The organism is Shewanella chilikensis, from assembly GCF_002836945.1.
GTDB classification, from domain to species: Bacteria; Pseudomonadota; Gammaproteobacteria; order Enterobacterales; family Shewanellaceae; genus Shewanella; species Shewanella chilikensis.
Window position 1 is genome coordinate 16,637 of record NZ_NIJM01000036.1, and the last position, 26,542, is coordinate 43,178.

The 26,542-nt window shown below is 51.4% G+C and carries 30 protein-coding genes and 1 tRNA gene; 22 read left to right on the top strand and 9 right to left on the bottom strand.

All coding sequences use genetic code 11. The annotated features are described in order from the left end of the window. Positions 1-424 precede the first annotated feature (424 nt). The 9 genes from aroA (at position 425) to CX651_RS13750 (ending at position 8,406) form a co-directional block, all read left to right on the top strand. Positions 425-1,705 (top strand): 3-phosphoshikimate 1-carboxyvinyltransferase, encoded by a 1,281-nt coding sequence (gene aroA / locus CX651_RS13710; RefSeq protein WP_101056503.1) that lies wholly within the window; start codon positions 425-427, stop codon positions 1,703-1,705. A 155-nt stretch (positions 1,706-1,860) separates the two neighbouring features. Further along, entirely contained in the window at positions 1,861-2,556 is a 696-nt protein-coding gene (gene cmk, locus CX651_RS13715; RefSeq protein ID WP_101056523.1) for a (d)CMP kinase, read from the top strand. 99 nt (positions 2,557-2,655) lie between these two features. Next, positions 2,656-4,323 (top strand): 30S ribosomal protein S1, encoded by a 1,668-nt coding sequence (gene rpsA / locus CX651_RS13720; protein WP_025010414.1) that lies wholly within the window; start codon positions 2,656-2,658, stop codon positions 4,321-4,323. A gap of 70 nt (positions 4,324-4,393) precedes the next feature. After that, entirely contained in the window at positions 4,394-4,681 is a 288-nt protein-coding gene (gene ihfB, locus CX651_RS13725; protein ID WP_025887377.1) for an integration host factor subunit beta, read from the top strand. A 122-nt stretch (positions 4,682-4,803) separates the two neighbouring features. Then, entirely contained in the window at positions 4,804-5,073 is a 270-nt protein-coding gene (locus CX651_RS13730; RefSeq protein ID WP_039032984.1) for a LapA family protein, read from the top strand. Position 5,074: 1 nt separating this feature from the next. Next, positions 5,075-6,235, top strand: coding sequence for a lipopolysaccharide assembly protein LapB (gene lapB / locus CX651_RS13735; protein WP_101056504.1), 1,161 nt, complete (start codon positions 5,075-5,077; stop codon positions 6,233-6,235). Positions 6,236-6,256: 21 nt separating this feature from the next. Beyond that, complete coding sequence (gene pyrF / locus CX651_RS13740; protein ID WP_101056505.1) at positions 6,257-6,952, top strand: orotidine-5'-phosphate decarboxylase; 696 nt, start codon at positions 6,257-6,259, stop codon at positions 6,950-6,952. 71 nt (positions 6,953-7,023) lie between these two features. Beyond that, positions 7,024-7,842, top strand: coding sequence for an SDR family oxidoreductase (locus tag CX651_RS13745; protein WP_101056506.1), 819 nt, complete (start codon positions 7,024-7,026; stop codon positions 7,840-7,842). Positions 7,843-7,860: 18 nt separating this feature from the next. Beyond that, positions 7,861-8,406 carry a DUF2058 domain-containing protein gene (locus CX651_RS13750; protein ID WP_101056507.1) on the top strand — a complete coding sequence of 182 codons (546 nt, stop codon included), beginning with the start codon at positions 7,861-7,863 and terminating at the stop codon, positions 8,404-8,406. A gap of 3 nt (positions 8,407-8,409) precedes the next feature. Here CX651_RS13750 and CX651_RS13755 read toward each other — a convergent pair whose 3' ends face one another. Further along, positions 8,410-8,610: a CPXCG motif-containing cysteine-rich protein gene (locus tag CX651_RS13755; RefSeq protein ID WP_039032979.1), complete on the bottom strand. Its 201-nt coding sequence runs from the start codon at positions 8,608-8,610 to the stop codon at positions 8,410-8,412. 271 nt (positions 8,611-8,881) lie between these two features. Between CX651_RS13755 and thrS the strand changes: the two genes are divergently transcribed. The 4 genes from thrS to rplT all read left to right on the top strand — a co-directional run bounded on the left by thrS (position 8,882) and on the right by rplT (position 12,012). Beyond that, complete coding sequence (thrS, locus tag CX651_RS13760; RefSeq protein ID WP_101056508.1) at positions 8,882-10,810, top strand: threonine--tRNA ligase; 1,929 nt, start codon at positions 8,882-8,884, stop codon at positions 10,808-10,810. A 3-nt stretch (positions 10,811-10,813) separates the two neighbouring features. Then, complete coding sequence (gene infC, locus CX651_RS13765) at positions 10,814-11,356, top strand: translation initiation factor IF-3 (protein WP_039032977.1); 543 nt, start codon at positions 10,814-10,816, stop codon at positions 11,354-11,356. 84 nt (positions 11,357-11,440) lie between these two features. Further along, positions 11,441-11,635: a 50S ribosomal protein L35 gene (gene rpmI / locus CX651_RS13770; protein WP_025009728.1), complete on the top strand. Its 195-nt coding sequence runs from the start codon at positions 11,441-11,443 to the stop codon at positions 11,633-11,635. A 17-nt stretch (positions 11,636-11,652) separates the two neighbouring features. After that, positions 11,653-12,012 (top strand): 50S ribosomal protein L20, encoded by a 360-nt coding sequence (gene rplT, locus CX651_RS13775; protein WP_025009729.1) that lies wholly within the window; start codon positions 11,653-11,655, stop codon positions 12,010-12,012. Between the two features lie 141 nt (positions 12,013-12,153). Here the strand turns inward: rplT and trxB are convergent, their stop codons facing one another. Continuing rightward, positions 12,154-13,107 (bottom strand): thioredoxin-disulfide reductase, encoded by a 954-nt coding sequence (trxB, locus tag CX651_RS13780; protein WP_101056509.1) that lies wholly within the window; start codon positions 13,105-13,107, stop codon positions 12,154-12,156. Between the two features lie 144 nt (positions 13,108-13,251). Next, a complete protein-coding gene (ald, locus tag CX651_RS13785) occupies positions 13,252-14,367 on the bottom strand; it encodes an alanine dehydrogenase (RefSeq protein ID WP_101056510.1) in 1,116 nt (371 codons plus the stop codon). Between the two features lie 180 nt (positions 14,368-14,547). Between ald and lrp the strand changes: the two genes are divergently transcribed. From lrp to CX651_RS20275, 7 genes are all read left to right on the top strand, one after another. Next, a complete protein-coding gene (gene lrp / locus CX651_RS13790; protein WP_101056511.1) occupies positions 14,548-15,051 on the top strand; it encodes a leucine-responsive transcriptional regulator Lrp in 504 nt (167 codons plus the stop codon). Between the two features lie 207 nt (positions 15,052-15,258). Beyond that, the gene (locus tag CX651_RS13795) at positions 15,259-17,868 is read left to right on the top strand and encodes a DNA translocase FtsK (RefSeq protein ID WP_101056512.1); all 2,610 of its coding nucleotides are present in this window, start codon (positions 15,259-15,261) and stop codon (positions 17,866-17,868) included. Between the two features lie 18 nt (positions 17,869-17,886). Next, complete coding sequence (gene lolA / locus CX651_RS13800; protein WP_101056513.1) at positions 17,887-18,501, top strand: outer membrane lipoprotein chaperone LolA; 615 nt, start codon at positions 17,887-17,889, stop codon at positions 18,499-18,501. 2 nt (positions 18,502-18,503) lie between these two features. Further along, positions 18,504-19,835 carry a replication-associated recombination protein A gene (locus CX651_RS13805; RefSeq protein ID WP_101056514.1) on the top strand — a complete coding sequence of 444 codons (1,332 nt, stop codon included), beginning with the start codon at positions 18,504-18,506 and terminating at the stop codon, positions 19,833-19,835. Continuing rightward, positions 19,828-20,202: a fluoride efflux transporter CrcB gene (crcB, locus tag CX651_RS13810; protein WP_101056515.1), complete on the top strand. Its 375-nt coding sequence runs from the start codon at positions 19,828-19,830 to the stop codon at positions 20,200-20,202. Before CX651_RS13805 ends, crcB begins: the two co-directional genes overlap by 8 nt. A gap of 18 nt (positions 20,203-20,220) precedes the next feature. Next, on the top strand, positions 20,221-21,507 hold the full coding sequence (gene serS, locus CX651_RS13815; protein ID WP_101056516.1) for a serine--tRNA ligase: 1,287 nt from the start codon (positions 20,221-20,223) through the stop codon (positions 21,505-21,507). A gap of 13 nt (positions 21,508-21,520) precedes the next feature. After that, positions 21,521-21,643 (top strand): hypothetical protein, encoded by a 123-nt coding sequence (locus CX651_RS20275; RefSeq protein ID WP_025009737.1) that lies wholly within the window; start codon positions 21,521-21,523, stop codon positions 21,641-21,643. A 62-nt stretch (positions 21,644-21,705) separates the two neighbouring features. Here the strand turns inward: CX651_RS20275 and CX651_RS13820 are convergent, their stop codons facing one another. From CX651_RS13820 to punR, 6 genes are all read right to left on the bottom strand, one after another. After that, a complete protein-coding gene (locus CX651_RS13820; protein ID WP_101056517.1) occupies positions 21,706-22,044 on the bottom strand; it encodes a TusE/DsrC/DsvC family sulfur relay protein in 339 nt (112 codons plus the stop codon). Further along, positions 22,038-22,319: a sulfurtransferase complex subunit TusB gene (gene tusB, locus CX651_RS13825; RefSeq protein ID WP_101056518.1), complete on the bottom strand. Its 282-nt coding sequence runs from the start codon at positions 22,317-22,319 to the stop codon at positions 22,038-22,040. The genes CX651_RS13820 and tusB overlap by 7 nt, the downstream gene beginning before the upstream one ends. Continuing rightward, a complete protein-coding gene (gene tusC, locus CX651_RS13830) occupies positions 22,319-22,675 on the bottom strand; it encodes a sulfurtransferase complex subunit TusC (RefSeq protein ID WP_039032968.1) in 357 nt (118 codons plus the stop codon). The genes tusB and tusC overlap by 1 nt, the downstream gene beginning before the upstream one ends. Continuing rightward, on the bottom strand, positions 22,675-23,064 hold the full coding sequence (gene tusD / locus CX651_RS13835; RefSeq protein ID WP_101056519.1) for a sulfurtransferase complex subunit TusD: 390 nt from the start codon (positions 23,062-23,064) through the stop codon (positions 22,675-22,677). Before tusD ends, tusC begins: the two co-directional genes overlap by 1 nt. Before the next feature lie 58 nt (positions 23,065-23,122). Then, on the bottom strand, positions 23,123-23,782 hold the full coding sequence (locus CX651_RS13840) for a Bax inhibitor-1/YccA family protein (protein ID WP_100143689.1): 660 nt from the start codon (positions 23,780-23,782) through the stop codon (positions 23,123-23,125). A 147-nt stretch (positions 23,783-23,929) separates the two neighbouring features. Then, complete coding sequence (punR, locus tag CX651_RS13845; RefSeq protein WP_101056520.1) at positions 23,930-24,832, bottom strand: DNA-binding transcriptional activator PunR; 903 nt, start codon at positions 24,830-24,832, stop codon at positions 23,930-23,932. A gap of 128 nt (positions 24,833-24,960) precedes the next feature. Here punR and punC point away from each other — a divergent pair, with 128 nt between their 5' ends. Both punC and CX651_RS13855 read left to right on the top strand, forming a co-directional pair. Then, positions 24,961-26,202: a purine nucleoside transporter PunC gene (gene punC, locus CX651_RS13850; protein WP_224867499.1), complete on the top strand. Its 1,242-nt coding sequence runs from the start codon at positions 24,961-24,963 to the stop codon at positions 26,200-26,202. Positions 26,203-26,283: 81 nt separating this feature from the next. After that, positions 26,284-26,374 (top strand) — tRNA-Ser (locus CX651_RS13855). The last annotated feature ends 168 nt before the right edge of the window (positions 26,375-26,542 follow it).

The following is a 26,542-nucleotide window of genomic DNA, read 5'->3' on the forward strand; positions in this document are numbered from 1 at the left end:
CATAACGACATTTAGGTTATTTGTTAACGGTTGGTGAGGCTACTGGACACAATAGCCTGAGCGATGTAACTGGCAAGCTGGGCTTCCAGGGTGTAAAGCTCAGTTGCAGGAAAGCAGAGTCGCATCTGTGAGTCACGTCTTCGAAAGTCAATCGGACAGCAAAGAGCTTATTTAGCGCTGCTTGAATAATTTTCCGCTGAAATCGGCTTTTTTCAGCAAAAAACGGTTGAATCCCTGTGGCGCTCAGGTAACTTTAATGCCACGAACACTTAATTCAGGCCTATCAGCACTCGCTGTATCTAATCTTTTGTCTTGATTTGCCGGTTTTATCCCATAATCGGTGACAAGGTCTTTTAACCCGCTTTGGCGGTATGTGGCATGACGCTGCAGCTCCGTCAAACACAGATGCAAGAATCCGAAAAAGATGAAGCAATTGCGACTGGATCCCATAAGTAGAATGCATGGGGAGGTCAACATCCCCGGCTCCAAGAGTATTTCCAACCGGGCGTTGCTATTGGCTACCCTGGCCAAGGGCACCACAGAACTGACCAATCTGCTCGACTCAGATGATATTCGCCACATGTTGGCAGCGCTGAAACAGCTCGGTGTGCAATTTGAGCTTTCCGAAGACAAGAGCCGCTGCAGCCTGCAGGGCCTTGGCGGCGCAATCAACAGCAACAAGCTGCAAGAGCTGTTTCTCGGTAATGCCGGCACCGCGATGCGGCCCTTGTGCGCCGCGCTGACCCTGGGGAATGGTGAGTTTGTTCTCATGGGTGAACCCAGAATGGAGGAGAGGCCGATAGGAGATTTGGTCGACAGTCTCAAGGCCTTGGGCGCGGATATTCAATATCTGAAGAATCCCGGCTTCCCGCCATTAAAAATCAAGGCAACAGGCCTCAGTGGCGGGGATGTGGAAATTGCCGGTAATCTCTCCAGCCAGTTTCTTACCGCGCTCCTGATGGTTGCGCCGCTGGCAGGTGCCGCTGTCAATATCAAGGTCAAGGGTGAACTGGTTTCCAAGCCCTATATCGATATTACTTTAGCCTTGATGGCGCAATTTGGTGTCAAGGTTATCAACCACGACTATCAGCGTTTTGAGATCCCATCCGGTCAAAGCTATCTGTCACCAGGCAAGGTATTGGTGGAAGGCGATGCCTCATCGGCGTCTTATTTCTTGGCCGCTGGCGCCATTGCCGGCGGCGAGGTGAAAGTCACCGGAGTTGGCTGTCTCAGCATTCAGGGCGATGTCAAGTTTGCCGATGCGCTGGCGGCCATGGGCGCTGAGATTGAATGGGGAGATGACTTTATTATTGCCAGGGGCAGCCAGCTCAAGGGGATAGATATGGACATGAACCATATTCCCGACGCGGCAATGACCATAGCCACAGCTGCGGTATTTGCCAAAGGGCCGACCCGCCTCAGCAATATCTACAACTGGCGTATCAAGGAGACTGATCGTCTCAGCGCCATGGCGACAGAACTGCGTAAAATTGGTGCCGAGGTGGAAGAAGGTGAGGATTATATTCTGGTTAATCCACCACTTACGCCCAAGCATGCCGCTATCGATACCTATAACGACCACCGCATGGCCATGTGTTTTTCGCTGCTGGCATTTGCCGAATGCGGTGTCACCATCAATGACCCGGATTGCACCTCAAAAACCTTCCCGGATTACTTCCAACGCTTTGCGGCCTTGGCCGGTTAAGCGGCTGAATTTCGGGCTGTTGATTACTGCAGCCCGAAATTGACCTTGAATTCAGCATACGGAAAGCATGCAGTTGATATATAATATTGGCCGCTCATTTTCGGTGAACTCATACTGTGTCCTCATGGAAGATGATAATTACTGCGGAGGAATTTATGTCTGAACGGGCGCCTGTTGTCACAATTGACGGCCCAAGCGGTGCGGGAAAAGGCACTATAAGTCAGTTGCTTGCCAACAAACTTGGATGGAAACTGCTCGACAGTGGTGCCATATATCGAGTGCTGGCACTTGCCGCTATTCACCACGACGTGGAACTGGATAACGAAGAAGCCATCACCCTGTTGGCCGCACACCTGGATGTACAGTTTCTGGCGGGAGCCGGAAATGAAGCCATAAAAGTAGTGCTGGAAGGCGAAGATGTCAGCCATGCCATTCGCACTCAAGAATGTTCTGACGCAGCCTCAAGAGTGGCGGCGTTTCCCCGGGTGAGAGAAGCCTTACTCAGAAGGCAGCGCGCTTTCAGAGTTGCCCCCGGGCTTATAGCCGATGGCCGGGATATGGGAACCGTTGTTTTCCCGCATGCACCGGTTAAATTGTTTTTGACAGCCTCGGCTGAAGAAAGGGCCCAGCGGCGCTATAATCAGTTGCAGGACAAGGGCTTCGATGTTAATATCGAGCGTCTTTTAACCGAGATCCAGGAAAGAGATCACCGGGATATGAATCGCGCCGTTGCGCCTTTGGTGCCCGCAGAAGATGCCCTGGTGATAGACACTACTGGACTCGGAATTGATACTGTGCTGGAGCTGGCGCTCAGGCACATAGTCGACAAGTTATCTGACGTCAGTCTCTGAGACTGGCGGGGTAGGCATTCGCCACAGGGAAGAGGCGAGTTATTTTACTGACTCCACGTTCAGGATAGATACGTGGTTTATTACTTAAAGTTAATTAACATGACTGAATCTTTTGCTGATCTGTTTGAACAATCCCTTCAACAACTGGAATTCCGCCCAGGTTCTATCGTTCGTGGTACTGTAGTTGCCATCGAAAACGGTATGGTACTGGTTGACGCCGGTCTGAAATCTGAGAGCCCAATCCCAGCTGAGCAATTCAAAAACGCTCAAGGTGAACTGGAAATCGCCGTTGGCGACCAAGTTGACGTTGCGCTGGATAGCGTTGAAGACGGTTTCGGTGAGACTCAACTGTCTCGCGAGAAGGCCAAGCGCCACGAAGCCTGGATCGTTCTGGAAAAAGCTTACGAAGATGCTGAAACTGTAATCGGTGTCATCAACGGCAAGGTTAAAGGCGGTTTCACCGTTGAGCTGAACGGTATCCGTGCGTTCCTGCCTGGTTCTCTGGTTGACGTTCGCCCAGTACGCGATACTGCTCACCTGGAAAACAAAGAACTGGAATTCAAAGTTATCAAGCTGGACCAGAAGCGCAACAACGTTGTTGTTTCTCGTCGTGCTGTTATCGAATCTGAAAGCAGCGCTGAGCGTGATGCTCTGCTGGAAAATCTGCAAGAAGGTCAAGCAGTTAAAGGTATCGTTAAGAACCTGACTGACTACGGTGCATTCGTAGATCTGGGCGGTGTTGACGGCCTGCTGCACATCACCGACATGGCTTGGAAGCGTGTTAAGCACCCATCCGAGATCGTGAATGTTGGTGACGAAATCAACGTCAAAGTACTGAAGTACGATCGCGAGCGCACTCGTGTATCTCTGGGTCTGAAGCAACTGGGTGAAGACCCATGGCTGGAAATCAGCAAGCGCTACCCAGAAAACACTCGTCTGACTGGTCGCGTAACCAACCTGACTGACTACGGCTGCTTCGTTGAAATCGAAGAAGGCGTTGAAGGTCTGGTACACGTTTCTGAAATGGATTGGACCAACAAGAACATCCACCCATCCAAGGTTGTTAACCTGGGTGATGAAGTTGAAGTTCTGGTTCTGGACATCGATGAAGAGCGTCGTCGTATTTCTCTGGGTCTCAAGCAGTGCAAGACCAACCCATGGGAAGACTTCGCTAACCGTTATGCCAAGGGCGACAAAGTTACCGGTAAGATCAAGTCTATCACTGACTTCGGTATCTTTATCGGTCTGGACGGCGGTATCGACGGTCTGGTTCACCTGTCTGACATCTCTTGGAACGGTAGCGGCGAAGACGCTGTTGGCGAGTACAAGAAAGGCGACGAAATCACTGCAGTGGTTCTGTCTGTTGATCCAGAGCGTGAGCGTATCAGCCTGGGTGTTAAGCAGACTGAAGACGATCCATTCAACGCTTACCTGGCCGACAAGAAGAAAGGTACTATCGTAGTTGGTACTGTTACTGCTGTTGACGCCAAAGGTGTGACTGTTGAGTTGGCTGACACTGTTGAAGGTTACATCCGTGTATCTGACATCAGCCGTGACCGTGTTGAAGATGCATCAAGCGTCTACAATGTAGGTGACAGCGTTGAAGCCAAGTTCATGGGCGTAGATCGCAAGAACCGTGCAATCAGCCTGTCTGTACGTGCTAAAGACGAAGCTGAAGAAAAAGAAGTGATGGCTAACCTGAACAAGCAGGACGACGCTATCATGACTAATGCAATGGCTGAAGCGTTTAAAGCAGCTCGTAAGTAAGTGCCTGTAGTACAGGGGGCTAGCCCCCTGTTAGGTGACTGTGTTTGGCTTGATAATAGGGGTAGCTAGGATGACTAAATCCGAACTGATCGAAAAACTCGCCAGTGGGCAGTCGCAACTGTCGGCGAAAGAAGTAGAAGGCGCCATCAAAGAGATGTTGGAGCAAATGGCTAAAACATTGGAAAGCGGTGACCGCATAGAGATCCGTGGCTTTGGCAGCTTTTCACTTCACTATCGTGCACCTCGCACTGGTCGTAATCCCAAGACGGGAACATCAGTCGAGTTGGATGGCAAGTACGTCCCGCACTTTAAGCCAGGCAAAGAACTGCGCGAACGCGTTGACGCTTATAACCGTTAATCGCTGTTGTATTAAAAGCCTCCGAAAGGGGGCTTTTTTATGCCCGGAGCTTGGCTAAAGCTGGTCAGCTCAGTCAATTTACTGGATAATCAGAACATTGAAACGCGTTTATGGAGTGCAACGTGAAGTCATTTGTCGCAACCGTACTGGTGGCAATGTTGTTTGTAGTGGCACTGGTATTTGGCTCTCGCAATGAACAGCTGGTCACCATCAGTTATTTTGTGGCTCAGGGAGAGTTCCGCTTGCCTGTGGTGTTGGCCGTCGTATTTCTGGCGGGATTTATCCTCAGTTGGGTCATTGCTTTCTACTACATTATGAAGTTGAAATTGTCATTGCGTAATGCCCGTAAAAAGATCCAGACATTAACGCAGCAGCAGGGGCAAGACGCCTAGTATGCTCGAACTTCTCTTTCTGTTGCTGCCTATTGCTGCGGCTTACGGTTGGTACATGGGCCGCCGCAGTTTGAAGCAGAAACAGAATTCAGCGCAAAAGAAACTGAGCCGAGACTACTTCACCGGACTCAACTTTCTGCTCTCCAATGAGTCGGACAAGGCTGTTGATCTCTTTATCAGCATGTTGGATGTCGATGATGAAACCATAGACACTCACCTGTCGCTGGGTTCCTTGTTTCGCAAACGGGGGGAGGTGGACAGATCCATTAGAATTCACCAAAACTTGATAGCCCGTCCCAATCTCGCGACTGAACAAAGAGACATGGCGATGATGGAGCTCGGTAAGGACTATATGGCCGCCGGGTTCTACGATAGAGCTGAGGAGATTTTCCTTAACCTGGTCAGTCAGGACGATCACAGCGAAGAAGCGGAAACCCAACTGATCTCTATTTACCAAATCACCAAAGATTGGCAAAAGGCGATAGATATCACCAAGCGCTTGCCCCGAAAAAGCCAACAAGGGCTTAAACCTGTTATCGCTCATTTCTATTGTCAATTGGCCGAAGAAGCCGGCGAAGAAGCGGGTAAACTCAAGGGCTTTCAAGCAGCGCTTAAGCAAGACCCTCAATGTGGCCGCGCCTTGTTGTCACTGGCCAACGCTTACCTCGACGCAGGGCAGTTACCTCAGGCCAAGCAGATGCTTAATCAACTGATTGACGCCGATGCCGAACTTTTTGCCGATGCTCTCGCCTGTACCCGACAGCTCTATCAAGAGCTCAACGATATCGACGGTTATCGCGAGTTGTTGGCTCATGCGATAGATAAAGGCGCGGGTGCCTCAGTTGTGGTGGCATTGGCACAACGTATGATTGAAGACGGCGACATCAAAGGCGCCGAAGACATGGTGATGCAAGCTCTCTATCGCCACCCCACCATGCGGGGATTCCAGCACTTGATGCAGATGCATATCAAACAGGCTGAGCAGGGCCAGGCACGAGATAGCCTGGCGATGCTGGAAAAACTGGTAGAGCAACAAATTAGATTCCGTCCAAGTTACCGCTGCCGGGAGTGTGGTTTCCCGGCACATACCTTGTATTGGCACTGCCCATCCTGCAAGAGTTGGGGCAGTATTAAACGGGTTCGCGGTTTGGACGGCGAATAACCCTCAGATAACGGAGTAAAAATGACAGAGACACCTATTGTGGTCGCCTTGGACTTTGATAATAAATTCAAAGCATTGCAACTTATTGATAAGTTGGATCCGTCTATGTGTCGCCTTAAGGTAGGCAAAGAGATGTTTACCCTGTTCGGGCCTCAACTGGTGAAAGAGATCCATGACCGAGGGTTTGATCTGTTTCTGGATCTGAAGTTCCACGACATTCCCAACACAGTGGCCAAGGCGGTTGCTGCCGCCGCCGAAATGGGGGTGTGGATGGTGAATGTCCACGCCAGTGGCGGTCTCGCTATGATGGAAGCCGCCCGCCGGGCCTTATTACCTTACGGGGATAATGCCCCCTTGCTGATTGCCGTTACTGTGTTGACTTCAATGAGCGACGATGAGCTCAAGCTTATTGGTGTTGAAGGTAGCGCCGAAGATCAGGTTCGCAGGCTGGCGCGCCTGGCGCAAAAAGCCGGTCTCGACGGTGTGGTCTGCTCGGCCCGTGAGTCCAGTATGCTCAAGGCCGAACTTGGCGCCGATTTTAAACTGGTGACTCCGGGCATTCGTCCGGCGGGCAGTGATGCTGGCGATCAGAAACGCATCATGACCCCGGCCGAAGCTATGGCGGCGGGCTCAGATTATCTGGTTATAGGTCGCCCCATTACTCAAGCGGCCGATCCTTTGGCAACACTGCAAGCGATACATCAATCGCTGGCATAAACTTGTGACATACCGGCAACTCGCAGTATGGACCGGAATAACGAATGATCAGTGGATAGGAGAGAAGCTCAATGTTCGATTATCAGGGTAAGTATGTAGTGGTCGTCGGGGGTACCAGCGGCATTAACCTCTGTATCGCCAAGGCGTTCGCGGTTGCCGGTGCCCATGTGGCGGTTGCCAGCCGTAACCCGGAAAAAGTGGCAGCCGCAGTGGCGTTATTGAATGAAGCCAATCCACAAGGTCAACATCTGGGCCTGAGCTTCGATGTCAGGGATTTACCGGCACTCGAGCAAGGCTTTACCGTCTTGGCCCAGAGTTTCCCGCATATCGATGTGCTTGTCAGTGGCGCAGCCGGCAATTTCCCCGCCAGTGCCGCCAAGCTCAGTGCCAACGGTTTTAAATCTGTCATGGATATCGATTTGCTGGGCAGTTTTCAGGTGTTGAAGCAAGCCTATCCTATGCTTAAGCGCCCTGGCGCCAGCATTATTCAAATTTCGGCGCCGCAGGCGTATATTGCCATGCCGATGCAGATCCACGTTTGCGCCGCCAAGGCGGGCGTTGATATGTTGACCCGCACCCTGGCTTTGGAATGGGGGCCAGAGGGTATTCGGATAAACTCCCTGGTTCCCGGGCCGATTGCCGGTACCGAAGGGTTCAATCGTTTGGCGCCGTCGGCGCAATTGCAGCAACAGGTGGCCGAAAGTGTACCGTTAAAACGCAATGGTGAGGGGGAAGACTTGGCCAATGCCGCACTCTTTATCGCCTCGCCAATGGCTTCTTATATTACTGGAACCGTATTGCCGGTTGACGGCGGTTGGTCGCTTGGCGGTGCTAGTGCGGCTATGAGTCAGCTCGGAGCACTGGCAGCAAAGCAAGAATCAAGTAAGTAGCAAGAGAGAGATTATAAAATGGCAAACGCATTACAGGAACAGTTGCTCAAGGCGGGTCTCGCCAGCAAGCAAAAAGTTCGCGATGTCAAAACCCAGAAGAAACGTAACCGTAAGTCCAATATCGATGACGGCTCAGCCGAGCTGAAAGCGCAAATTGCTCAGCAGAAAAAGCAGCAGGCAGAAAAGGACAAGGCGCTCAACGAACAACGCTTTGCCGAGGCCACAGAGAAAGGTTTGGTTCGTGGTCTGGTCACCGAAGTTAAGCAAAATGCGGTGGCGCTGCCGAAAGATGGCGAGATAAAGTTCAACTATACCTTAGAGAACAAGATATACCCTTTGTATATCAATGAGAAACTCCAGAATCAGCTACTTGGTGGCCGCTTGGGGATAGTGCGAATTGAGCAAAGCAGCTATCTGGTGCCTCATAAACTTGCCGAGCGGGTTAATCTGTTGGTGCCGGCCTGGTGTGGCTATTTGTGGCAGGCCGAGAACAACGCCGCGCAAGTTACGGACGAAGATGATCCTTACGCAGATTATGTTATTCCGGACGATCTTATGTGGTAGCTCTCAGTAGAGTTGTTCGTCATCGCCATCGACGTACAGTTCTATCATATGCCTCTGGTCATTGATGTGCAGCCTCATGTGGATGGGGTTGCAGCATACCCGACAATCATTGTAAAACTCCTGATCGCCGCCGCTGGCATCGAGTTCTACTTTTTGATGGTGGCCACAATGGGGGCAACAAATGGTTTGACTTTTGAGTTGCATAGTTTCCTCCTCTGCCGTCTAGCGCCATGCCTTTGGACGATAGAACCCAAGCCTGCAACATACAGTAAGTATAGCCCCGGCTTGTGAGCCAAAGCTTATTCATTGAACGTTTTTGGGTTGCGTGGGCCGGGTCTTATCCCGTAAAATTACCAGTCTGCCCGGCGGAGACCTTAAGGCTCCTGTACTGCCTTAACCCAAGGGCTAACATACATTTTTATCATTGATAGCCAAGTGGCCCTACGTGTGGGTCACCACTGGACAAGGAATTTTCATGCCTGTAATTACACTTCCCGATGGGAGCAAACGCGAGTTTGCCAACCCAGTCTCTACACTCGATGTTGCTGCCGATATTGGTCCTGGTCTGGCGAAAGCCTGTATTGCCGGACGAGTCAACGGCGAGTTAAAAGATGCCTGTGATCTGATCGAAACAGATGCAGAACTGTCGATCATCACGGCCAAAGATGAAGAAGGGCTGGAAATCCTTCGTCACTCTTGCGCACACTTGTTGGGTCATGCGATCAAACAACTGTGGCCTGAAACCAAGATGGCGATTGGTCCTGTTATCGATAACGGCTTCTACTATGACATCGACCTGGAGCATAAACTGACCCAGGAAGATCTGGAAAAGCTGGAAAAACGCATGCTGGAACTGGCCAAGACCAACTATGACGTGGTCAAGCGCGTGGTTAGTTGGCAGGAAGCCCGTGATACTTTTGAGTCTCGCGGCGAGCCTTACAAAATGGCGATCCTGGATGAAAACATTAGCCGTGATGCCACCCCGGCGCTGTATCACCACGAAGAATACACAGACATGTGTCGTGGTCCCCATGTGCCCAACATGCGTTTTTGCCATTTCTTTAAGCTGATGAATGTTGCCGGTGCCTACTGGCGCGGTAACTCAGACAACAAGATGTTGCAGCGTATTTATGGTACTGCGTGGGCCGACAAGAAAGCGCTCAAGACTCACTTGACTCGTCTGGAAGAAGCAGCCAAACGTGATCACCGTAAAATCGGCAAGCAGCTGGATCTGTACCACATGCAGGAAGAAGCTCCTGGTATGGTGTTCTGGCACAACGACGGCTGGAGCGTATTCCTCGAACTGGAGCGTTTTATTCGCCAGAAGTTGAGCCAGTACGACTATCAGGAAGTGAAGGGGCCTCTGATGATGGACCGTGTGCTGTGGGAACGCTCCGGTCACTGGGATAAATACGCCGAGGCGATGTTTACAACCAGCAGTGAGAACCGCGAATACGCCATCAAGCCGATGAATTGCCCCGGCCACGTACAGATTTTCAACCAAGGACTCAAGTCCTATCGCGATCTGCCGCTGCGGATGGCTGAATTTGGCTGTTGTCACCGTAACGAGCCTTCGGGTGCCTTGCACGGCTTGATGCGAGTTCGTGGTTTTACCCAGGACGATGCGCACGTATTCTGTACTGAAGAGCAGGTGCAATCCGAAGTAAGCAAGTGTATCAAGATGGTGTACGACACCTATTCCACTTTCGGCTTCAGTAATATCGTGGTTAAGCTTTCTACCCGTCCAGAGAAGCGTATCGGTGACGATGCCATGTGGGACAGGGCAGAAGAAGCTCTGAAACAAGCGCTGCACAGCAACGATATTGAATTTGAAATACTGCCAGGTGAAGGTGCCTTCTACGGTCCTAAAATCGAGTTCACTCTGCACGACTGCCTGGACCGCGCCTGGCAGTGCGGTACAGTGCAGCTTGACTACGCTTTGCCAGGACGCCTGGGCGCGACCTATGTCGCCGAAGACAATAGCCGTCAGACTCCGGTAATGATCCACCGTGCGATTTTGGGCTCTTTGGAGCGATTCCTCGGTATTCTCATCGAAGAGTTCGCCGGTCGCTTCCCAACCTGGTTGGCGCCTGTGCAGGTTGTTGTTATGAACATAACAGACAAACAAGCTGATTATGTTGAAGAAGTAGTCGAATTCTTCAAGGAACAGGGCATACGTGCCTCTAAAGACTTGAGGAATGAAAAAATAGGCTTTAAAATACGCGAGCACACTTTGAGGCGGGTTCCTTATTTGCTGGTCATAGGTGATCAGGAGATGGAAAATCGGGAAGTCGCTGTGCGTACCCGAGACGGGGTGGACTTAGGTAAGATGCGAATCGATGATTTCGCCGCTAAGGTTAAGCAACAAATTTCACTCCGTAGTCTTGAATTGTTGGAGGATTAGGTCATAAAGATCAAAAAATCAGCAGGCCGTCAGGCGGCCCCGAATAGAATTAATGAAGAAATTACCGGCGTACCTGAGGTACGTTTGAATGGCGTTGATGGTGAAGCCATTGGTATCGTCAGCATCAAAGAGGCTCAGGAAGTAGCCGATGAGGCAGGTCTGGATCTGGTTGAGATCAGTCCTAATGCTGAGCCGCCTGTATGCCGTATCATGGACTACGGTAAATATCTGTTCGATAAGGCAAAAGCCCAGAAAGAACAGAAGAAGAAGCAGAAACAGATCCAGGTGAAGGAAGTTAAATTCCGCCCTGGTACTGATGAAAACGACTATCAGGTAAAACTACGCAACCTGATTCGTTTTCTGGAAGATGGAGACAAAGCGAAAGTTACGCTGCGTTTCCGCGGACGCGAAATGGCACACCAGAACCTGGGTATGGATCTTCTGAACCGTATCAAGGCCGATCTGGAAGAGTATGCGGTTGTTGAATCCTTCCCGAAAATGGAAGGTAGACAAGCCATCATGGTGCTGGCGCCCAAGAAGAAATAGCAGGGCAACCCTGAAAAGTAGCAAAGGTCTACGGGCCTTTGCTCGCCTTGCGTTTTATTAATGTCCCAATGCGGAGTTTTAGTAATGCCTAAAATGAAAACCGACAAGGGTGTAGCGAAGCGTTTTAAGAAAACCGCCAATGGTTTCAAGCGTAAGCAAGCCCATCTGCGTCACATCCTGACCAAGAAGAGCACCAAGCGTAAGCGTCATCTGCGCGCCAAGTGTTTAGTTGCCAAAGCTGACGTGCCTATGATCGCACGCCAACTGCCATACGCTTAATTAGGAGGAATTGAAAAATGCCAAGAGTTAAGCGTGGTGTAACAGCACGAGCTCGTCACAAGAAAGTTCTTAAACTTGCCAAAGGTTACTACGGTGCCCGTTCACGTACTTTCCGTGTAGCGGTACAAGCAGTAACTAAAGCAGGTCAATATGCTTACCGTGACCGTCGCCAGAAGAAGCGTCAATTCCGTCAACTGTGGATTGCACGTATCAACGCGGCTTCTCGTCAGAATGGTCTTTCATACAGCCGTTTCATCAACGGTCTGAAAAAGGCGTCTATCGAAATCGATCGTAAGATTTTGGCAGACATCGCTGTATTCGACAAAGTAGTGTTTGCTACTCTGGTAGAAAAAGCGAAGGAAGCACTGGCAAACTAATCTCTCTGGAGATAAGTTGTAGTAGCTGTTAAAAAGGGACCTTAGGTCCCTTTTTTCATGCCTGTGATTTGTCTATGTTTCAATGTCTTAAACAAAAAAGCCAGTCATCAATGACTGGCTTTTTCAGTATATCGGCAGAGCTTATTTCTGGGCATCCAGGAAGCGCTCGGCATCCAGAGCCGCCATACAACCGGTTCCGGCTGAGGTGATAGCCTGGCGGTAGTGCTGATCCATCACATCGCCAGCGGCGAATACGCCTTTGACGCTGGTTTGGGTGGCATTGCCGTTGAGGCCACTTTCAACCTTGATATAGCCGCCATTCATCTCCAACTGGCCTTCGAAAATGCCTGTGTTGGGGCTGTGGCCAATGGCGACAAACACCCCGGCCACTTCCAAATCGGAAATACTGCCGTCTTTGGTGCTCTTCATCTTGAGTCCGGTCACGCCCATGGCATCGCCGGTCACTTCATCCAATGTCTTATCCAAGTGCAAAATGATATTACCGTTTTCGACTTTGTCCATCAGACGATCGATGAGAATTTTCTCAGAGCGGAAACTGTCACGGCGATGGATCAGGTGCACTTCAGCCGCTATGTTGGAAAGATAGAGCGCTTCTTCCACAGCTGTGTTCCCACCGCCGATAACCGCCACTTTCTGGTTGCGGTAGAAGAAACCGTCACAGGTGGCACAAGCAGATACACCACGTCCCTTGAAGGCTTCTTCAGATGGCAGGCCGAGGTACTTGGCCGAGGCGCCTGTGGCTATGATCAGCGCATCACAGGTGTATTCACCGTTGTCACCTTTCAAGGTGAAAGGGCGCTGCTGCAGGTCAACTTCATTGATATGGTCGAAGATGATTTCGGTATCAAACTTCTCGGCATGCTTTTGCATCCGCTCCATCAGCGCCGGGCCTGTCAGGCCTTCAGCATCGCCGGGCCAATTCTCGACTTCGGTCGTTGTGGTTAACTGTCCACCCTGTTGGATACCAGTGATCATCACTGGATTAAGATTGGCGCGGGCAGCATAAACGGCTGCGGTATAGCCGGCGGGGCCAGACCCCAAGATAAGTAGGTTACAATGTTTGGCTTGGCTCATTTTATTCTCTCCGTGCCTTGGCAAATAGCAGCGATTGTAGGTAATTTCCCCCAAAGGGTAAAGCGCTTGGAACAGAATCTTCCAGATTGGTTTAATCGAAAAAAAAGGAGCCAAAAGGCTCCTTTAACCTAGTAATGAATTTATTTACTGTAACAGTTCGTTGGCGGCGGTATAAGCCATATTGTGGGCTTCGGCAACTTCTTTACAGGTGATCTTACCGTGCATCACGTTAAGACCATTCAGTAAGTGCTTATCAGACAAGAGCGCGTCGCGGTAACCCAGACGGGCCAGCTTGAGAATGTAGGGCAGGGTCGCGTTGTTCAGGGCAAAGGTCGAAGTACGCGCCACGGCACCAGGCATATTGGCTACACAGTAATGCACTACATCATCGACAATATAGGTAGGATCCTGGTGAGTTGTGGCATGAGAGGTTTCCACACAGCCCCCCTGATCTATGGCAACATCCACTATCGCGGCACCTGGCTTCATCTTCTTGATATGTTCTCGGGTAACCAGTTTCGGCGCAGCTGCCCCGGGGATCAATACGCCACCAATGACCAGATCGGCTTGCAGTACATGTTTCTCAATGGCGTCGGCCGTAGAATAGATAGCCTTGACCTTGGAGCCGAACTGTACATTCAAACGACGCAGCGCGTCGATGGAGCGATCTAGCACCACAACATCGGCGCCCATCCCTACTGCCATTTGTGCGGCATTGGTTCCAACCATACCGCCACCGATGATCACAACTTTGGCGGGCTCAACTCCGGGAACACCACCGAGCAACATGCCCAGACCACCCATGGATTTTTCCAGCGCCATTGCGCCTGCCTGGATGGACATGCGTCCGGCCACTTCTGACATGGGAGCCAGCAAAGGCAAGCCACCACGATCATCGGTAACTGTTTCATAAGCGATACAAACAGCGCCGCTGTTGACCAGTTCTTCTGTCTGAGGCAGATCGGGGGCAAGATGCAAATAGGTAAAGAGGATCTGGTCATGGCGCAACATGGCACGTTCTACGGCCTGTGGCTCTTTGACTTTGACTATCATCTCAGCCTTGGCAAAAACCTCGGCGGCCGTGTCCAAAATGGACGCTCCGGCATTGATATAGTCCTGATCGGTAAAACCGATCCCATTACCAGCATTCGTTTCGATAAAAACCTGATGGCCATGCATAGTCAGTTCGCGTACGCTGGATGGCACCATACCCACGCGATATTCATGGTTTTTGATTTCCTTTGGAACACCAATTATCATTTTCGAGCCTCAATATACTAAAAAACCCACTTTTAATGGGCATAATTGTTATTTTATAGTGACCTGAACGTGATCAATTCAGGAAAGTCTAGTATAGTATTGCCCGGGCAGATTATGCTGCTAAACTTGTGACATACGCAAAATTAAATGTTGTTTTAGTGATAAAACAAGGTTAAAAATATGGTAAATAATAAAAAGAGTCCTGTAAAAGACTTGGATCGTATCGATCGTAATATTCTTAATGAACTGCAAATTGACGGTCGCATTTCCAACGTTGAGCTTTCCAAACGTGTTGGTTTGAGTCCAACTCCCTGTCTTGAACGCGTTAAGCGCCTCGAAAAACAAGGTTACATTAACGGTTATACTGCACTGGTCAACCCGCACTTTTTAGGTGCATCCTTGCTGGTATTTGTTGAGATTACTCTTAACAGAGATACTCCGGAAGTCTTTGATAAGTTTAACCGTGCGGTACAGCTTTTGGATGATATTCAGGAATGTCATCTGGTATCAGGCGATTTCGATTATCTGCTCAAGACCCGGGTGTCTGATATGTCTGCCTATCGCAGGTTGCTCGGTGAAACCCTACTGAAATTGCCTTCCGTATCCGATACCCGCACCTATGTGGTAATGGAAGAGGTGAAGCAAACCAGTAAAGTGGCCATCAGTATTTCAGCCGAAGCTTGATCCCGATACCGTCCTCGAAAAAGGAGTCAATTTGGCTCCTTTTTTCACCACGGCTGTTTGCTTTTTAATCCGGAATAGAAAGTCTGATACACAAAGTCTCCCTATCCACTTGCTTTTAGTAGCTTTCGCAGGCTTATTCGCTGCACATTCAGGATGATTCTGGTATCTTAAATCCATCCGTTTTTCGTTTGCTTATGGAAATCGCATTTGTCTCAGGGAAATAGCGTCAGAACCCTCAGCGGCCTGCAACGCCTGCTGGAAGGGGGGCTTATTCTGTGCTGCATGATCGCCATTTATATACTGTTGGCGCTGGGCAGCTTTCATCCGGGCGATCCCGGTTGGAGTCAGTCTAATTATCAAGGGGAGATCGAAAATGTCACCGGTGCCGTAGGTGCCTGGCTGGCCGATGTTCTGTTCTATTTCTTTGGCTACACCGCCTACCTAATCCCTATCATCATCGCCGGAACCGGTTGGTTGATTTTTAGGCGTGCTCACAAACTGTTGGAAGTGGATTACTTCTCGGTCGGCTTGCGCTTGATTGGCTTCCTATTGATGGTGCTCAGCCTGGCAGCCTTGGCCAGTATGAACGCCGGTGATATCTATGAGTTTTCTGCCGGTGGCGTGGCCGGTGATGTGATAGCCCAAGCTATGTTGCCTTACTTCAACCAGTTGGGTACCACATTGCTGCTGCTTTGCTTTGTCGGTGCGGGCTTCACTCTGCTGACCGGAATAAGCTGGCTTACCATAGTTGAGCTCACCGGCTTGGCAACTATCTGGTGTTTTCGCAAGCTCAAGCAGTTGCCGGCACGCCTGTCTGGTCCGAAAGAAACCGAAGATACCCGCGGCTTTATGTCGGTAGTGGACAAGTTCCGCCGTGAACGCGATACAGTTGAGCCGGAAGAAGTATTCGAAGAAGATGACGATGAAGATGTCGTAGAGGCGCCCGCCAAGAAGCCTGGACTCCTTAGTCGTTTCCGTAAAAAGGATCAGCAAACTCTGGAGCGGGAAGCCGCGGAATTGGCCGATGAGAATACTGATACTGAGCCCAAGCGTCAGGGCAGGGTAGAGCCTGTGCTTTCGGTTGGCGTTGCCGGAACTGCGGCTGACAAGGCTGCGGACATTCCCTCGGGCAATGCTGAAGACACGCCGCCTTGGCAAGATAGCACCGAAGGCAGTGACACAATCGACTTCGACAAGCGTGCATCAACAGGGGCTATCAGCCATAAAGAGCGGCAATTGCAGACCCAGAAAGCCAGGGTTGAAAACGGTATTATTATTTTACCCGGTGAAGAGGGCGCTTCCAAAGAGCATAAACAACCCATGGATCCCTTGCCGAGCATCTCGCTGCTGGATGTGCCCAACCGCAAGAAAAACCCTATCAGTAAAGAAGAACTGGATCAGGTGGCGCGTTTGGTGGAAAGCAAACTCGCTGACTTTAATATTACCGCGCAAGTGGTCGGAGTCTATCCTGGCCCTGTGATCACCCGCTTTGAGCTGGACTTGGCTCCTGGGGTCAAAGCTTCAAAAATTTCCAACTTATCTAAGGATTTAGCCCGTTCCCTGCTGGCCGAAAGTGTGCGGGTGGTGGAGGTTATTCCGGGTAAAGCCTATGTGGGGCTGGAACTGCCCAACAAGTTCCGCGAAACAGTATTTATGCGTGATGTGCTCGATTGCCAGGCATTCAAGGACAGTAAATCCAATCTCACCATGGTGCTGGGACAAGACATTGCAGGCGATCCTGTCGTGGTGGATTTGGCCAAGATGCCGCACCTTTTGGTGGCAGGCACCACAGGCTCGGGTAAGTCGGTTGGGGTCAACGTGATGATCACCAGTCTGCTGTATAAGTCCGGCCCTGAAGATGTGCGTTTCATCATGATAGATCCCAAGATGCTGGAGCTTTCTGTCTATGAAGGTATTCCGCACCTCTTGTGTGAAGTGGTCACGGATATGAAAGAGGCAGCCAATGCATTGCGTTGGTGTGTTGGTGAGATGGAGCGGCGTTACAAACTGATGTCGGCGCTCGGGGTGCGTAACCTCAAGGGCTTCAACGCCAAAATTGCCGAGGCCAAGGCCGCTGGTACGCCAATATGTGATCCGCTGTGGAAGTCCAACGAAAGCATGGAAGATACGGCGCCTGAACTCGACAAGCTGCCCTCTATCGTGGTTGTCGTGGACGAGTTTGCCGACATGATGATGATAGTCGGTAAAAAGGTGGAAGAACTGATTGCCCGTATCGCCCAGAAGGCCCGCGCTGCCGGTATACACCTTATTCTGGCGACCCAGCGTCCGTCTGTGGATGTGATTACCGGCCTTATCAAGGCCAACATCCCCACCCGAATCGCGTTCCAGGTTTCTTCCCGCATCGACTCGCGCACCATTTTGGATCAGCAGGGCGCCGAAACCCTGCTTGGGATGGGCGATATGCTCTATCTGCCCCCGGGTACCGGCGTGCCCAACCGGGTTCACGGCGCCTTTGTGGACGACCACGAGGTGCATGCGGTGGTTGCCGATTGGCATGCCCGTGGTAAACCTCAATATATTGATGAAATTCTTCAGGGTGCCAGTGACGGCGAACAGGTGTTGCTGCCCGGTGAAGCACCGGAAGCCGGCGAGGAGGAACTGGATGCACTCTACGATGAAGCCGTGGCTTTTGTTACCGAAACCCGCCGCGGTTCTATCTCCAGTGTGCAGCGTAAGTTCAAGATAGGCTATAACCGCGCCGCTCGCATCATAGAGCAGATGGAACTTCAAGGGGTGGTCAGTGCCCAGGGCCATAATGGCAACCGCGAAGTATTGGCGCCACCGCCGCCAAGATAAGACAGATTTGAGGTACAGATGAAAAAAAACGTTATGTTTCTTGCTCTGGCAATGAGCTTACCGGCCGTGGCCGATGATGCCGGAAAACTCAAAGCTAAGTTAGATGCCATTGCCGGTCTGAAAGCCGATTTTCAACAGCAGGTTACAGATATCAATGGCAAACTTATTCAACAAGGCAGTGGCGAGCTCGCCTTGGCGCAGCCCAATCGGTTTTACTGGCATCTGCAGCAGCCGGATGAATCTGTGATAGTGGCAGATGGTAAAGACGTTTGGATCTATAACCCGTTCGCCGAGGAAGTAAGCGTGCTGGCGCTGGAAAATGCCATTGCCGCTTCGCCCATGACGCTTTTGGTGCGCCGTGACGAGACCAGTTGGGCTCGCTATAACATCACTCTGGACAAAGAGTGTTTCCAGATAGCACCCAAAACTGAAGAGGCCGGAGTGCAACAGGTCAGCGTCTGTTTCAAGGATGATACTCTGACCCTACTGGCACTGAAAGACACTCAGGGTAATCTCAGTCAGTTCAACCTGAGCGAGCAACAGCCGCTGACAGATAGCGACAAGAGATTGTTCCAATTTGAGGTTCCCGAAGGCGTTTCCATTGATGATCAGCGCCCGGGGCAGGAAGGTTAACCTTGTCCAGCCTGAGCTTTGATTTCGCCCCCGACTTTCGGCCCCTGGCTGCAAGAATGCGCCCGGCGACGCTTGAACAGTACGTCGGTCAGCAGCATCTGTTGGGACCTGGGCAACCGCTGAGACTGGCACTGGAAGCCGGCAAGGCCCATTCCATGATGTTCTGGGGGCCGCCGGGTACCGGCAAGACTACGCTGGCAGAGCTGGTTGCTCATTATGCCAACGCCCATGTGGAGCGAATATCTGCGGTTACATCCGGGGTGAAAGAGATCCGCTCGGCGATAGAACACGCCAAAAACGTGGCGCAATCGCGCGGCCAGCGCACCTTGCTGTTTGTCGATGAGGTGCACAGATTCAACAAGAGCCAGCAGGATGCCTTTCTGCCTTTTATTGAAGATGGCACAGTGATTTTTATCGGCGCCACCACAGAAAACCCTTCGTTTGAAATCAATAACGCTTTGCTCTCCAGAGTACGGGTATATCTGATTAAGCGTCTCGATGAAGCCGAGATTGCTACCATAGTGACCCAGGCACTTGCTGATGAAGAGCGTGGCCTAGGCAAACGCCGGTTGCAGATGCCACCGGAGCTGATGGCCAAGTTGGCGACTCTCGCCGATGGCGATGCCCGCAAGGTTCTCAACCTGGTAGAGCTGATGAGTGACATGCTGCCGGATGGTGGTAGTTTTACCGAGGCTATGCTGGTGCAGGTGGCCGGTGAGCAGTTGGCGGGGTTCGATAAGAATGGCGATCAATACTACGACCTGATCTCAGCCGTGCACAAATCGATTCGCGGCTCGGCGCCGGATGCGGCGCTCTATTGGTTTTGTCGCATGCTGGAAGGAGGCTGCGATCCTCTGTATGTCGCAAGACGCCTGCTGGCGATAGCTTCTGAAGATGTGGGTAATGCCGATCCTACCGCGATGACAGTTGCTCTCAACGCCTGGGACTGCTTTCACCGGGTTGGCCCGGCAGAGGGCGAGCGCGCCATAGCGCAGGCGATTGTTTATCTCGCCTCGGCGCCCAAGAGCAATGCGGTGTATACAGCCTTTAAGGCGGCCAGACAATTGGCCCGGGAAACCGGCCAGCAGCCTGTACCCATGCACTTGAGAAATGCGCCGACCGAACTGATGAAATCCATCGGCGCCGGTGAAGGCTATCGTTATGCTCATGATGAGGCCAATGCTTACGCTGCCGGCGAATGTTATTTCCCGGAAGCCTTGGCCGAGAGTCGTTTTTATTATCCGACTGAGCGAGGATTCGAGAAACGGATCCGCGATAAGTTGGCGCAGCTTTGCCAACTCGATAGCCAAAGTGAGAACAAAAGGTATGATTAATCTGACCGTTGTCGCCCTTGGCGGTGCAACCGGCGCAGTTTTGCGCTACCTGATATCGATATTTGCGCTCCAGCTATTTGGCAGTGGTTTTCCTTTTGGTACACTGGTTGTTAATGTACTTGGCTCATTTCTGATGGGGATGATCTATGCACTGGGAGAACTCAGTCATATCAGCCCTGAGATCAAGGCGCTGGTCGGTGTCGGATTCCTTGGAGCACTGACAACCTTCTCGACTTTCTCAAATGAAACCTTACTGCTGATACAGGGAGGTGAGTTGCTAAAGGCATTTCTGAATGTGGCGTTGAACCTGGGACTGTGCCTGGCCATGGTTTATCTGGGACAACTGCTGATTTTTTCACGTGTATAACTGATAAGACAAGTAGACATGTTAGATCCAAAATATCTGCGTAATGAACTCGCAACAACTGCGGAGCGCCTGGCGACCCGTGGTTTTATCCTCGATGTAGACAGGCTGACCAAGCTGGAAGAAAAGCGCAAGTCGCTGCAGGTGGAAACCGAAGAGCTGCAGGCCAGTCGCAATGCCATCTCCAAGTCCATAGGTCAAGCCAAGTCCCGCGGTGAGGACGTTGCTCCAATCATGGCGCAGGTAGGCGATCTCGGCAGCCAGTTGGACAGCAAAAAGCAGGAGCTGAGTGCACTGCTTGAAGAGCTGGACGCTATTGCCATGAGCATTCCCAATTTGCCGGATGAATCTGTACCTGTCGGTTCAGACGAGAACGACAACGTGGAAATCCGCCGCTGGGGCACGCCAAGGGAGTTTGACTTCCCGGTAAGAGATCATGTGGATCTTGGTGAACTGCTCAAAGGACTGGATTTCAAGAGTGCTGTTAAGGTAACAGGTTCGCGCTTCATCTTTATGCAAGGCCAAATTGCCCGTATGCACCGCGCTCTGGCGCAGTTCATGCTTGATTTGCATACCCAGGAGCACGGCTACACAGAATGCTACGTGCCTTTACTGGTCAACGAAGCCAGCCTCAAGGGCACAGGCCAACTGCCCAAGTTTGGTGAAGATCTGTTTCACACCAAACCTGCCACAGAGGAAGGTCAGGGGCTTAGCCTGATCCCAACCGCCGAAGTGCCGCTGACCAACCTGGCCCGCGACACCATACTGGATGAAGCCGAGCTGCCAATCAAGTTGACTGCTCACACACCATGCTTCCGCAGTGAAGCCGGCTCTTACGGTAAAGATACCCGCGGCCTTATCCGCCAACACCAGTTTGACAAGGTCGAAATGGTGCAGTTGGTGAAGCCGCAGGATTCTGAAGCTGCATTGGAAGAGTTGGTCGGTCACGCCGAAAACGTACTGAAGAAGCTGGGTCTGCCGCACAGAACTATCGTCCTGTGTACAGGTGATATGGGCTTTGGTGCCGCCAAGACCTACGACGTTGAAGTTTGGGTTCCGGCTCAAAAAACTTATCGTGAGATCTCTTCTTGCTCCAACGTGCGTGACTTCCAGGCGCGGCGTATGCAGGCCCGTTATCGCGCCAAAGACGACAACAAGCCCAAGCTTATTCATACTCTAAACGGCTCAGGGCTGGCGGTTGGCCGTACTCTGGTGGCCATTTTGGAAAACTACCAAAATGCCGATGGCAGTGTCACAGTACCTGAAGCACTGCGTAGCTATATGGGCGGCATTGAAAAAATAGGTTGATGGGCGAGGTCATATGGATAAAGGTCAGCGCTACCTGCGCTGGCTTGCCTACGTGGCCGTCATCGCAGTTTTTTCTGCCCTGTTTTTAGCCACGCTCGGCAAGGCAGCCATGCTGGTATATGAGAATTTAAAATAGTTATTCTGCATAGTAAAAAGCCCCGAGAACCGGGGCTTTTTTGTGTGCAGAATCGAGTCGCATTAAATACACTTGGCCGGTTTGGGCAGTCCGGCAATCTTGGTGGCCTGCTTGGCCGGCCCCATAGGAAACAGGGTGTAGAGGTACTTGGAGTTACCTTTCTCCGGTCCAAGTGCCTGGCCGATAGCCTTGACCAATACCCGAATAGCCGGGCTGGTCTTGTATTCAAGATAAAAGTTCCGCACAAAGTTAACCACTTCCCAATGGGCATCTGTCAGCTCTATATCTTCAGCTGCGGCGATGACAGGCGCCAGCTCAGGCGTCCAGTCTGAAACTTGTTTCAAATACCCTTGAGGATCAGTCGCTATCTGCTTGTCATTGAATTGAATGAAATCTACCACGAAATAACCTTTGTATGAGCTAATGTCAGCGCTACCAGCGCCGGATAATCCAACTGTTCATAATTGGAGAGAAAGTCCTCGAGCCCGCGGGCCTTGACGTCATCGGCCACCAGCACAACTTTAAAAGGGGACAGCGCCATGGCCCATTGACGTTTCAGCAGGGCGTTTACAGCATCGCCTGCCAACAGAAACACATCTGTCTTGCCGGCATATCTCAGTGCGCAGGACAGCGCAGTGTCGCGCGCCGCCGATGTTTGTATTTGGTGCAATATCATCAGAAAACCATGACCTCATCGGCATCCAGCAGAGTCTGGCGGATCTGCTCGTTATCACAAATAGTGGCAGGAATAACCAGTTCAGTGCGGCCAAGTCCCAGCTCCTGCAACGATTGTTTGCAGACCAGCACTGTGTCTATGTCATAGAGGGGCAGCGCACCCAAGGTAGCGATATAATCCTTGCAGCCGATAAGCTCAGGTTGCTGTTGCTTCAGCAGCGTAAGCACGCCTTCATCGGTAAAGATCAGGCTCACCTCTTGCTCAAAACTGGCGCTCAGCAGCGCCAGATCCAGGCCTTCGCGCCCGGAAGCCGAGCCATGGGGGGCCCGGCGAAAAATAATGGCTATTTTCTTCATTAAAAACTCACCAGACGATCACTCTTTTCAAGCCCGGTAACCAACTCGCCAAGCCCACCCATGGTAAAGCCCGCGGCCAGATTGGCACTCGCTTTGGCGTTATCCTTGGCATCCTGTGCTGAAAGCACACCGCGGCGCAGGGCGGCAGAGACGCAGTTCACCAGATTAAGCTGCCACTCCTTCGCCAACTGTTGCCATGCGGCAGTTAAGTCCAGTTCGTCAGACGCTGGCGCGCATAGGGCATTGGACTGGCTCACGCCGTCCTGATAAAAGAATACACAGTGAATCTCATGGCCCGCTTGCAGCGCCGCCCGGGTATATTTGAGTGCATGGAAGCCGGCCGCCGGGCCGTAGACACTGCCATTCACCATAATAATAAGTTTGCTCATACCAAAAAAAATGACCCTGAATTAGGGCCATTTTAACCTATTTTCCATCCCGTGGGGATCAGTCATCGCCACCAACACCCATCAGGTGTAGCAGGCTGATAAACAGGTTGAGGAAATCCAGGTACAAGGCAATGGTAGCGCGGATATAGTTGGTCTCACCACCATTAACGATACGGCTGGTATCAAACAGGATAAAACCTGTCATCAGCAGGGCGATACCCGCATTGACAGCCATAAATACCGCGCCGTTACCGACAAAGATATTGATCACCGCAGCGGCAATGACGACCACCAGACCGGCAATCAAGAAGCCGCGCATAAAGGAAAAATCTTTCTTGGTGGTCACGGCATAGGCCGACAGGGCGACGAAGATGGCTGATGTCAGACCAAAGGCCTGAATAATCAGCTCAGGGCCGTTACTCATACCGGCGTAATGATTGAGGATATAACCCAGAGACGCGCCTTCCATACCGGTAAAGGCAAATACCCAAAAGATCCCGGCGGCAGATTCCGCTTTTCTCAGGGTAACGAACAGCAACACCAAGCCACCGATGGAAAGTCCCAGTGACATCATGGGGCCGATACCCATAGCCATGGCGATGGCGGCACATACGGCTGAAAACCCTATGGTCATTGCCAGCAGCATGTAGGTGTTTCTGAGCATTTTGTTCACTTCCATAGTGGAAGTTTGGCTCGAATAAAGGGTTTGCTGAGTCATTTGCTTCTCCGAAGGTTGACTTGACATAGCCAGGGTTAATGGCCCGGCTAGTTTCCATGTTAGAGCAGCTTAAACCTTATTAGGTTCCGCTGTCGTTTTCCTATTAAGAATTGTGTCATTAAACACTGAATCTTTTATGAATTAAAGTCAGGCGAGCCATTCTCTGTGCAGTTTTTCGGTATCGCCCAGATAATCGAGCACCCATTTAAGTGCCGGTGACATCTTGTTGGCATTCCATGCCAGGCAGCAGGAACTGGCCGGTAACGGCGTTGCCAACTGTTTTTCCACCAGGGCACCGGCGCGAATAAAGGGGCTGGCGAGGTGCACCGGCATATAGCCTATCCCCAAGCCTTCGCGGAAACAGTTGATGGCACGGATCCAATCCGGCACCACCAAGCGGCGCTGATTATCCAGCAACCAGGTGTGACGCTTGGGGATCTCTCTTGACGTGTCATCCAGGCAAATTGAAGGGAAGGGCCTGAGCTCTTCATCCTCCAGTGGCCGGTCGATGGCCGCCAATGGGTGAGACTTGCTCACCAAAAATGCCCACTCGATGTCGCCCATGTCTCTGTGATGGTAGGCGCCGCCGACCGGAATGGCAGTGGTCGCACCTATGGCAACATCGCTGCGCCCGGTAGACAAGACTTCCCAAACACCGTTGAACACCTCAATGCGAATGATCAGTTCCACGTCGGTGAAGTGACGATAGAAGTCGGCAATCAGTACACTGATCCTGTCGGCCCTGACAATATTATCCAGGGCGATGGACAGTGTCGGCTGCCAACCATTGGCCACCCGCTGGGTTTCCCGTTTCAGATCGTCCAGTTGCTTGAGCATGATCCTGGCTTCCTTGACGAAGTGAGCCCCGGCGGGCGTCAAACTGACGCTGCGGTGATGACGCTCAAACAGCACAACCCCCAACTCTTCCTCAATCTGCTTAATGGCATAACTCACGGCGGAGGGCACCTTATGCAGCTTGTTGGCTGCTGCGGTGAAACTGCCAAGGTGAGAAACAATATCGATAAGTTGTAACGACTGTTCAGAAAGCATGGCGATCCCTTGCTGTGAGAATATTTGAAGACACAAGTCAAAAATAAACGTTTCACCTCGATTGAGCAAGACTTTAGACTGCACCAGTATTCATATTACTTTTGTCTTAAGTTGTAATCAGGTTGTATATGACTCTTAAATATTTCATGTTTTTATGCTATCTCGCGCTTCTGAGCATGTTGGCTTTCATCGCGACCGACATGTATCTCCCAGCATTCAAAGCAATTGAAAGCTCTCTTGATGCCAGCGCTTCTCAGGTAGCCATGTCCTTGACCTCTTTCCTGGCCGGATTGGCCTTGGGGCAACTGCTCTACGGCCCTTTGGTGCAGCGTTTCGGTAAACGTAATTCACTGCTCGGTGGTTTGGCACTGTTCGCCCTGGCAACAGTCAGTATAGGTTTCAGTGACAATATCATCATGCTCAACTGCGCCCGTTTCTTCCAGGCGATTGGCGTCTGCAGCGCGGCAGTTATCTGGCAGGCTTTGGTGGTAGAGCAGTATGATGCCAAAGATTCGCAGCGCATCTTCTCCAACATCATGCCTTTGGTGGCCTTGTCACCGGCATTGGCGCCTATTCTCGGTGCCAAGGTGCTTGGGCATCTGGGCTGGGAAGCGATATTTTTCATTTTGGCGGCGACGGCGCTGGCATTGATGGCACTGACCATGGTGTTGGTTAAGCCGGCAAGCGAGAGTGCTGCCAAAGCTGAAGCAAAAGTGGCTTACAAGACCTTTTTCAACAACACGGGTTATTTGGGCAATGTGCTCATCTATGGTGCATGTTCAGGGGCTTTCTTCGCCTACCTGACACTTTGGCCGATTGTGATGGAGCAGCACGGTTATGAAGCAGACGCCATAGGTTTAAGCTTTATTCCGCAAACCATCATGTTTATTGTCGGTGGCTATGCCAGTAAGTTGCTTATCCGCCGGGTAGGCAGCGAGATGACGCTTAAACTGTTGCTGGCCCTGTTTGGTTTGTGTGTGTTGGCGATTGCCTTGGCGACTTTGGTATTCAAGGCGCAAACCATCTATCCATTGCTTATTGCATTTTCTGTGCTGGCCGCCGCCAATGGCGCCATTTATCCGATAGTGGTTAACAGTGCGTTGCAACATTTCAGTCAGTGCGCCTCCAAAGCGGCCGGGCTGCAAAATTTTTTACAGATAACTTTGGCATTCGGAGCATCAAGTCTGGTTGCTGTGTGGGCCACGACCGGGGAAACCGCTATCGCCTGGGGGATCCTGGGGTGTAGTGTGCTGGTATTGGCTGGTTATAAACTGCGTCAGTTTGCCGACTGGTCGCAGGTGAGGGCAGGTTTTACCAAGCCGGATCCGGCGCGTTTGGCACTGCATGCAGAAGAAACACCCAAAGACTGATTGCAGATTGAGCAAATAGATAAGGCTGTGACATTTTCTGCTTTACAGTCTCATATCCTCGCTATAGTATTTGCAGCGTTCGGAGGGGTGGCAGAGTGGTTGAATGCACCGGTCTTGAAAACCGGCATGGGTTTATAGCCCATCCAGGGTTCAAATCCCTGCTCCTCCGCCATATTCAGAGAAGCCCGCTTGTGCAAACAGGCGGGCTTTTTCGTATCTGAGTTTTGATGATAGCTACTAGCTTGGCACCGCTTTGAGGGTTGCTGGGTTTATAGCGCCGTCATGCAGGGTTCAAATCCCTGCTCCTCCGCCATATTCAGAGAAGCCCGCTTGTGTAAAC

Bases quoted from the DNA above. Each gene is read 5' to 3' on its own strand.
- pyrF (WP_101056505.1), top strand. From the start codon at position 6,257: ATGACAGAGACACCTATTGTGGTCGCCTTGGACTTTGATAATAAATTC.
- CX651_RS20275 (WP_025009737.1), top strand. From the start codon at position 21,521: ATGGATAAAGGTCAGCGCTACCTGCGCTGGCTTGCCTACGTGGCCGTC.
- punC (WP_224867499.1), top strand. From the start codon at position 24,961: ATGACTCTTAAATATTTCATGTTTTTATGCTATCTCGCGCTTCTGAGC.
- lapB (WP_101056504.1), top strand. From the start codon at position 5,075: ATGCTCGAACTTCTCTTTCTGTTGCTGCCTATTGCTGCGGCTTACGGT.
- CX651_RS13745 (WP_101056506.1), top strand. From the start codon at position 7,024: ATGTTCGATTATCAGGGTAAGTATGTAGTGGTCGTCGGGGGTACCAGC.
- tusB (WP_101056518.1), bottom strand. From the start codon at position 22,319: ATGATATTGCACCAAATACAAACATCGGCGGCGCGCGACACTGCGCTG.
- rpsA (WP_025010414.1), top strand. From the start codon at position 2,656: ATGACTGAATCTTTTGCTGATCTGTTTGAACAATCCCTTCAACAACTG.
- thrS (WP_101056508.1), top strand. From the start codon at position 8,882: ATGCCTGTAATTACACTTCCCGATGGGAGCAAACGCGAGTTTGCCAAC.
- tusC (WP_039032968.1), bottom strand. From the start codon at position 22,675: ATGAAGAAAATAGCCATTATTTTTCGCCGGGCCCCCCATGGCTCGGCT.
- lolA (WP_101056513.1), top strand. From the start codon at position 17,887: ATGAAAAAAAACGTTATGTTTCTTGCTCTGGCAATGAGCTTACCGGCC.
- serS (WP_101056516.1), top strand. From the start codon at position 20,221: ATGTTAGATCCAAAATATCTGCGTAATGAACTCGCAACAACTGCGGAG.
- ald (WP_101056510.1), bottom strand. From the start codon at position 14,367: ATGATAATTGGTGTTCCAAAGGAAATCAAAAACCATGAATATCGCGTG.
- cmk (WP_101056523.1), top strand. From the start codon at position 1,861: ATGTCTGAACGGGCGCCTGTTGTCACAATTGACGGCCCAAGCGGTGCG.
- rpmI (WP_025009728.1), top strand. From the start codon at position 11,441: ATGCCTAAAATGAAAACCGACAAGGGTGTAGCGAAGCGTTTTAAGAAA.
- trxB (WP_101056509.1), bottom strand. From the start codon at position 13,107: ATGAGCCAAGCCAAACATTGTAACCTACTTATCTTGGGGTCTGGCCCC.
- aroA (WP_101056503.1), top strand. From the start codon at position 425: ATGAAGCAATTGCGACTGGATCCCATAAGTAGAATGCATGGGGAGGTC.
- CX651_RS13755 (WP_039032979.1), bottom strand. From the start codon at position 8,610: ATGCAACTCAAAAGTCAAACCATTTGTTGCCCCCATTGTGGCCACCAT.
- rplT (WP_025009729.1), top strand. From the start codon at position 11,653: ATGCCAAGAGTTAAGCGTGGTGTAACAGCACGAGCTCGTCACAAGAAA.
- CX651_RS13750 (WP_101056507.1), top strand. From the start codon at position 7,861: ATGGCAAACGCATTACAGGAACAGTTGCTCAAGGCGGGTCTCGCCAGC.
- CX651_RS13840 (WP_100143689.1), bottom strand. From the start codon at position 23,782: ATGACTCAGCAAACCCTTTATTCGAGCCAAACTTCCACTATGGAAGTG.
- tusD (WP_101056519.1), bottom strand. From the start codon at position 23,064: ATGAGCAAACTTATTATTATGGTGAATGGCAGTGTCTACGGCCCGGCG.
- crcB (WP_101056515.1), top strand. From the start codon at position 19,828: ATGATTAATCTGACCGTTGTCGCCCTTGGCGGTGCAACCGGCGCAGTT.
- ihfB (WP_025887377.1), top strand. From the start codon at position 4,394: ATGACTAAATCCGAACTGATCGAAAAACTCGCCAGTGGGCAGTCGCAA.
- lrp (WP_101056511.1), top strand. From the start codon at position 14,548: ATGGTAAATAATAAAAAGAGTCCTGTAAAAGACTTGGATCGTATCGAT.
- punR (WP_101056520.1), bottom strand. From the start codon at position 24,832: ATGCTTTCTGAACAGTCGTTACAACTTATCGATATTGTTTCTCACCTT.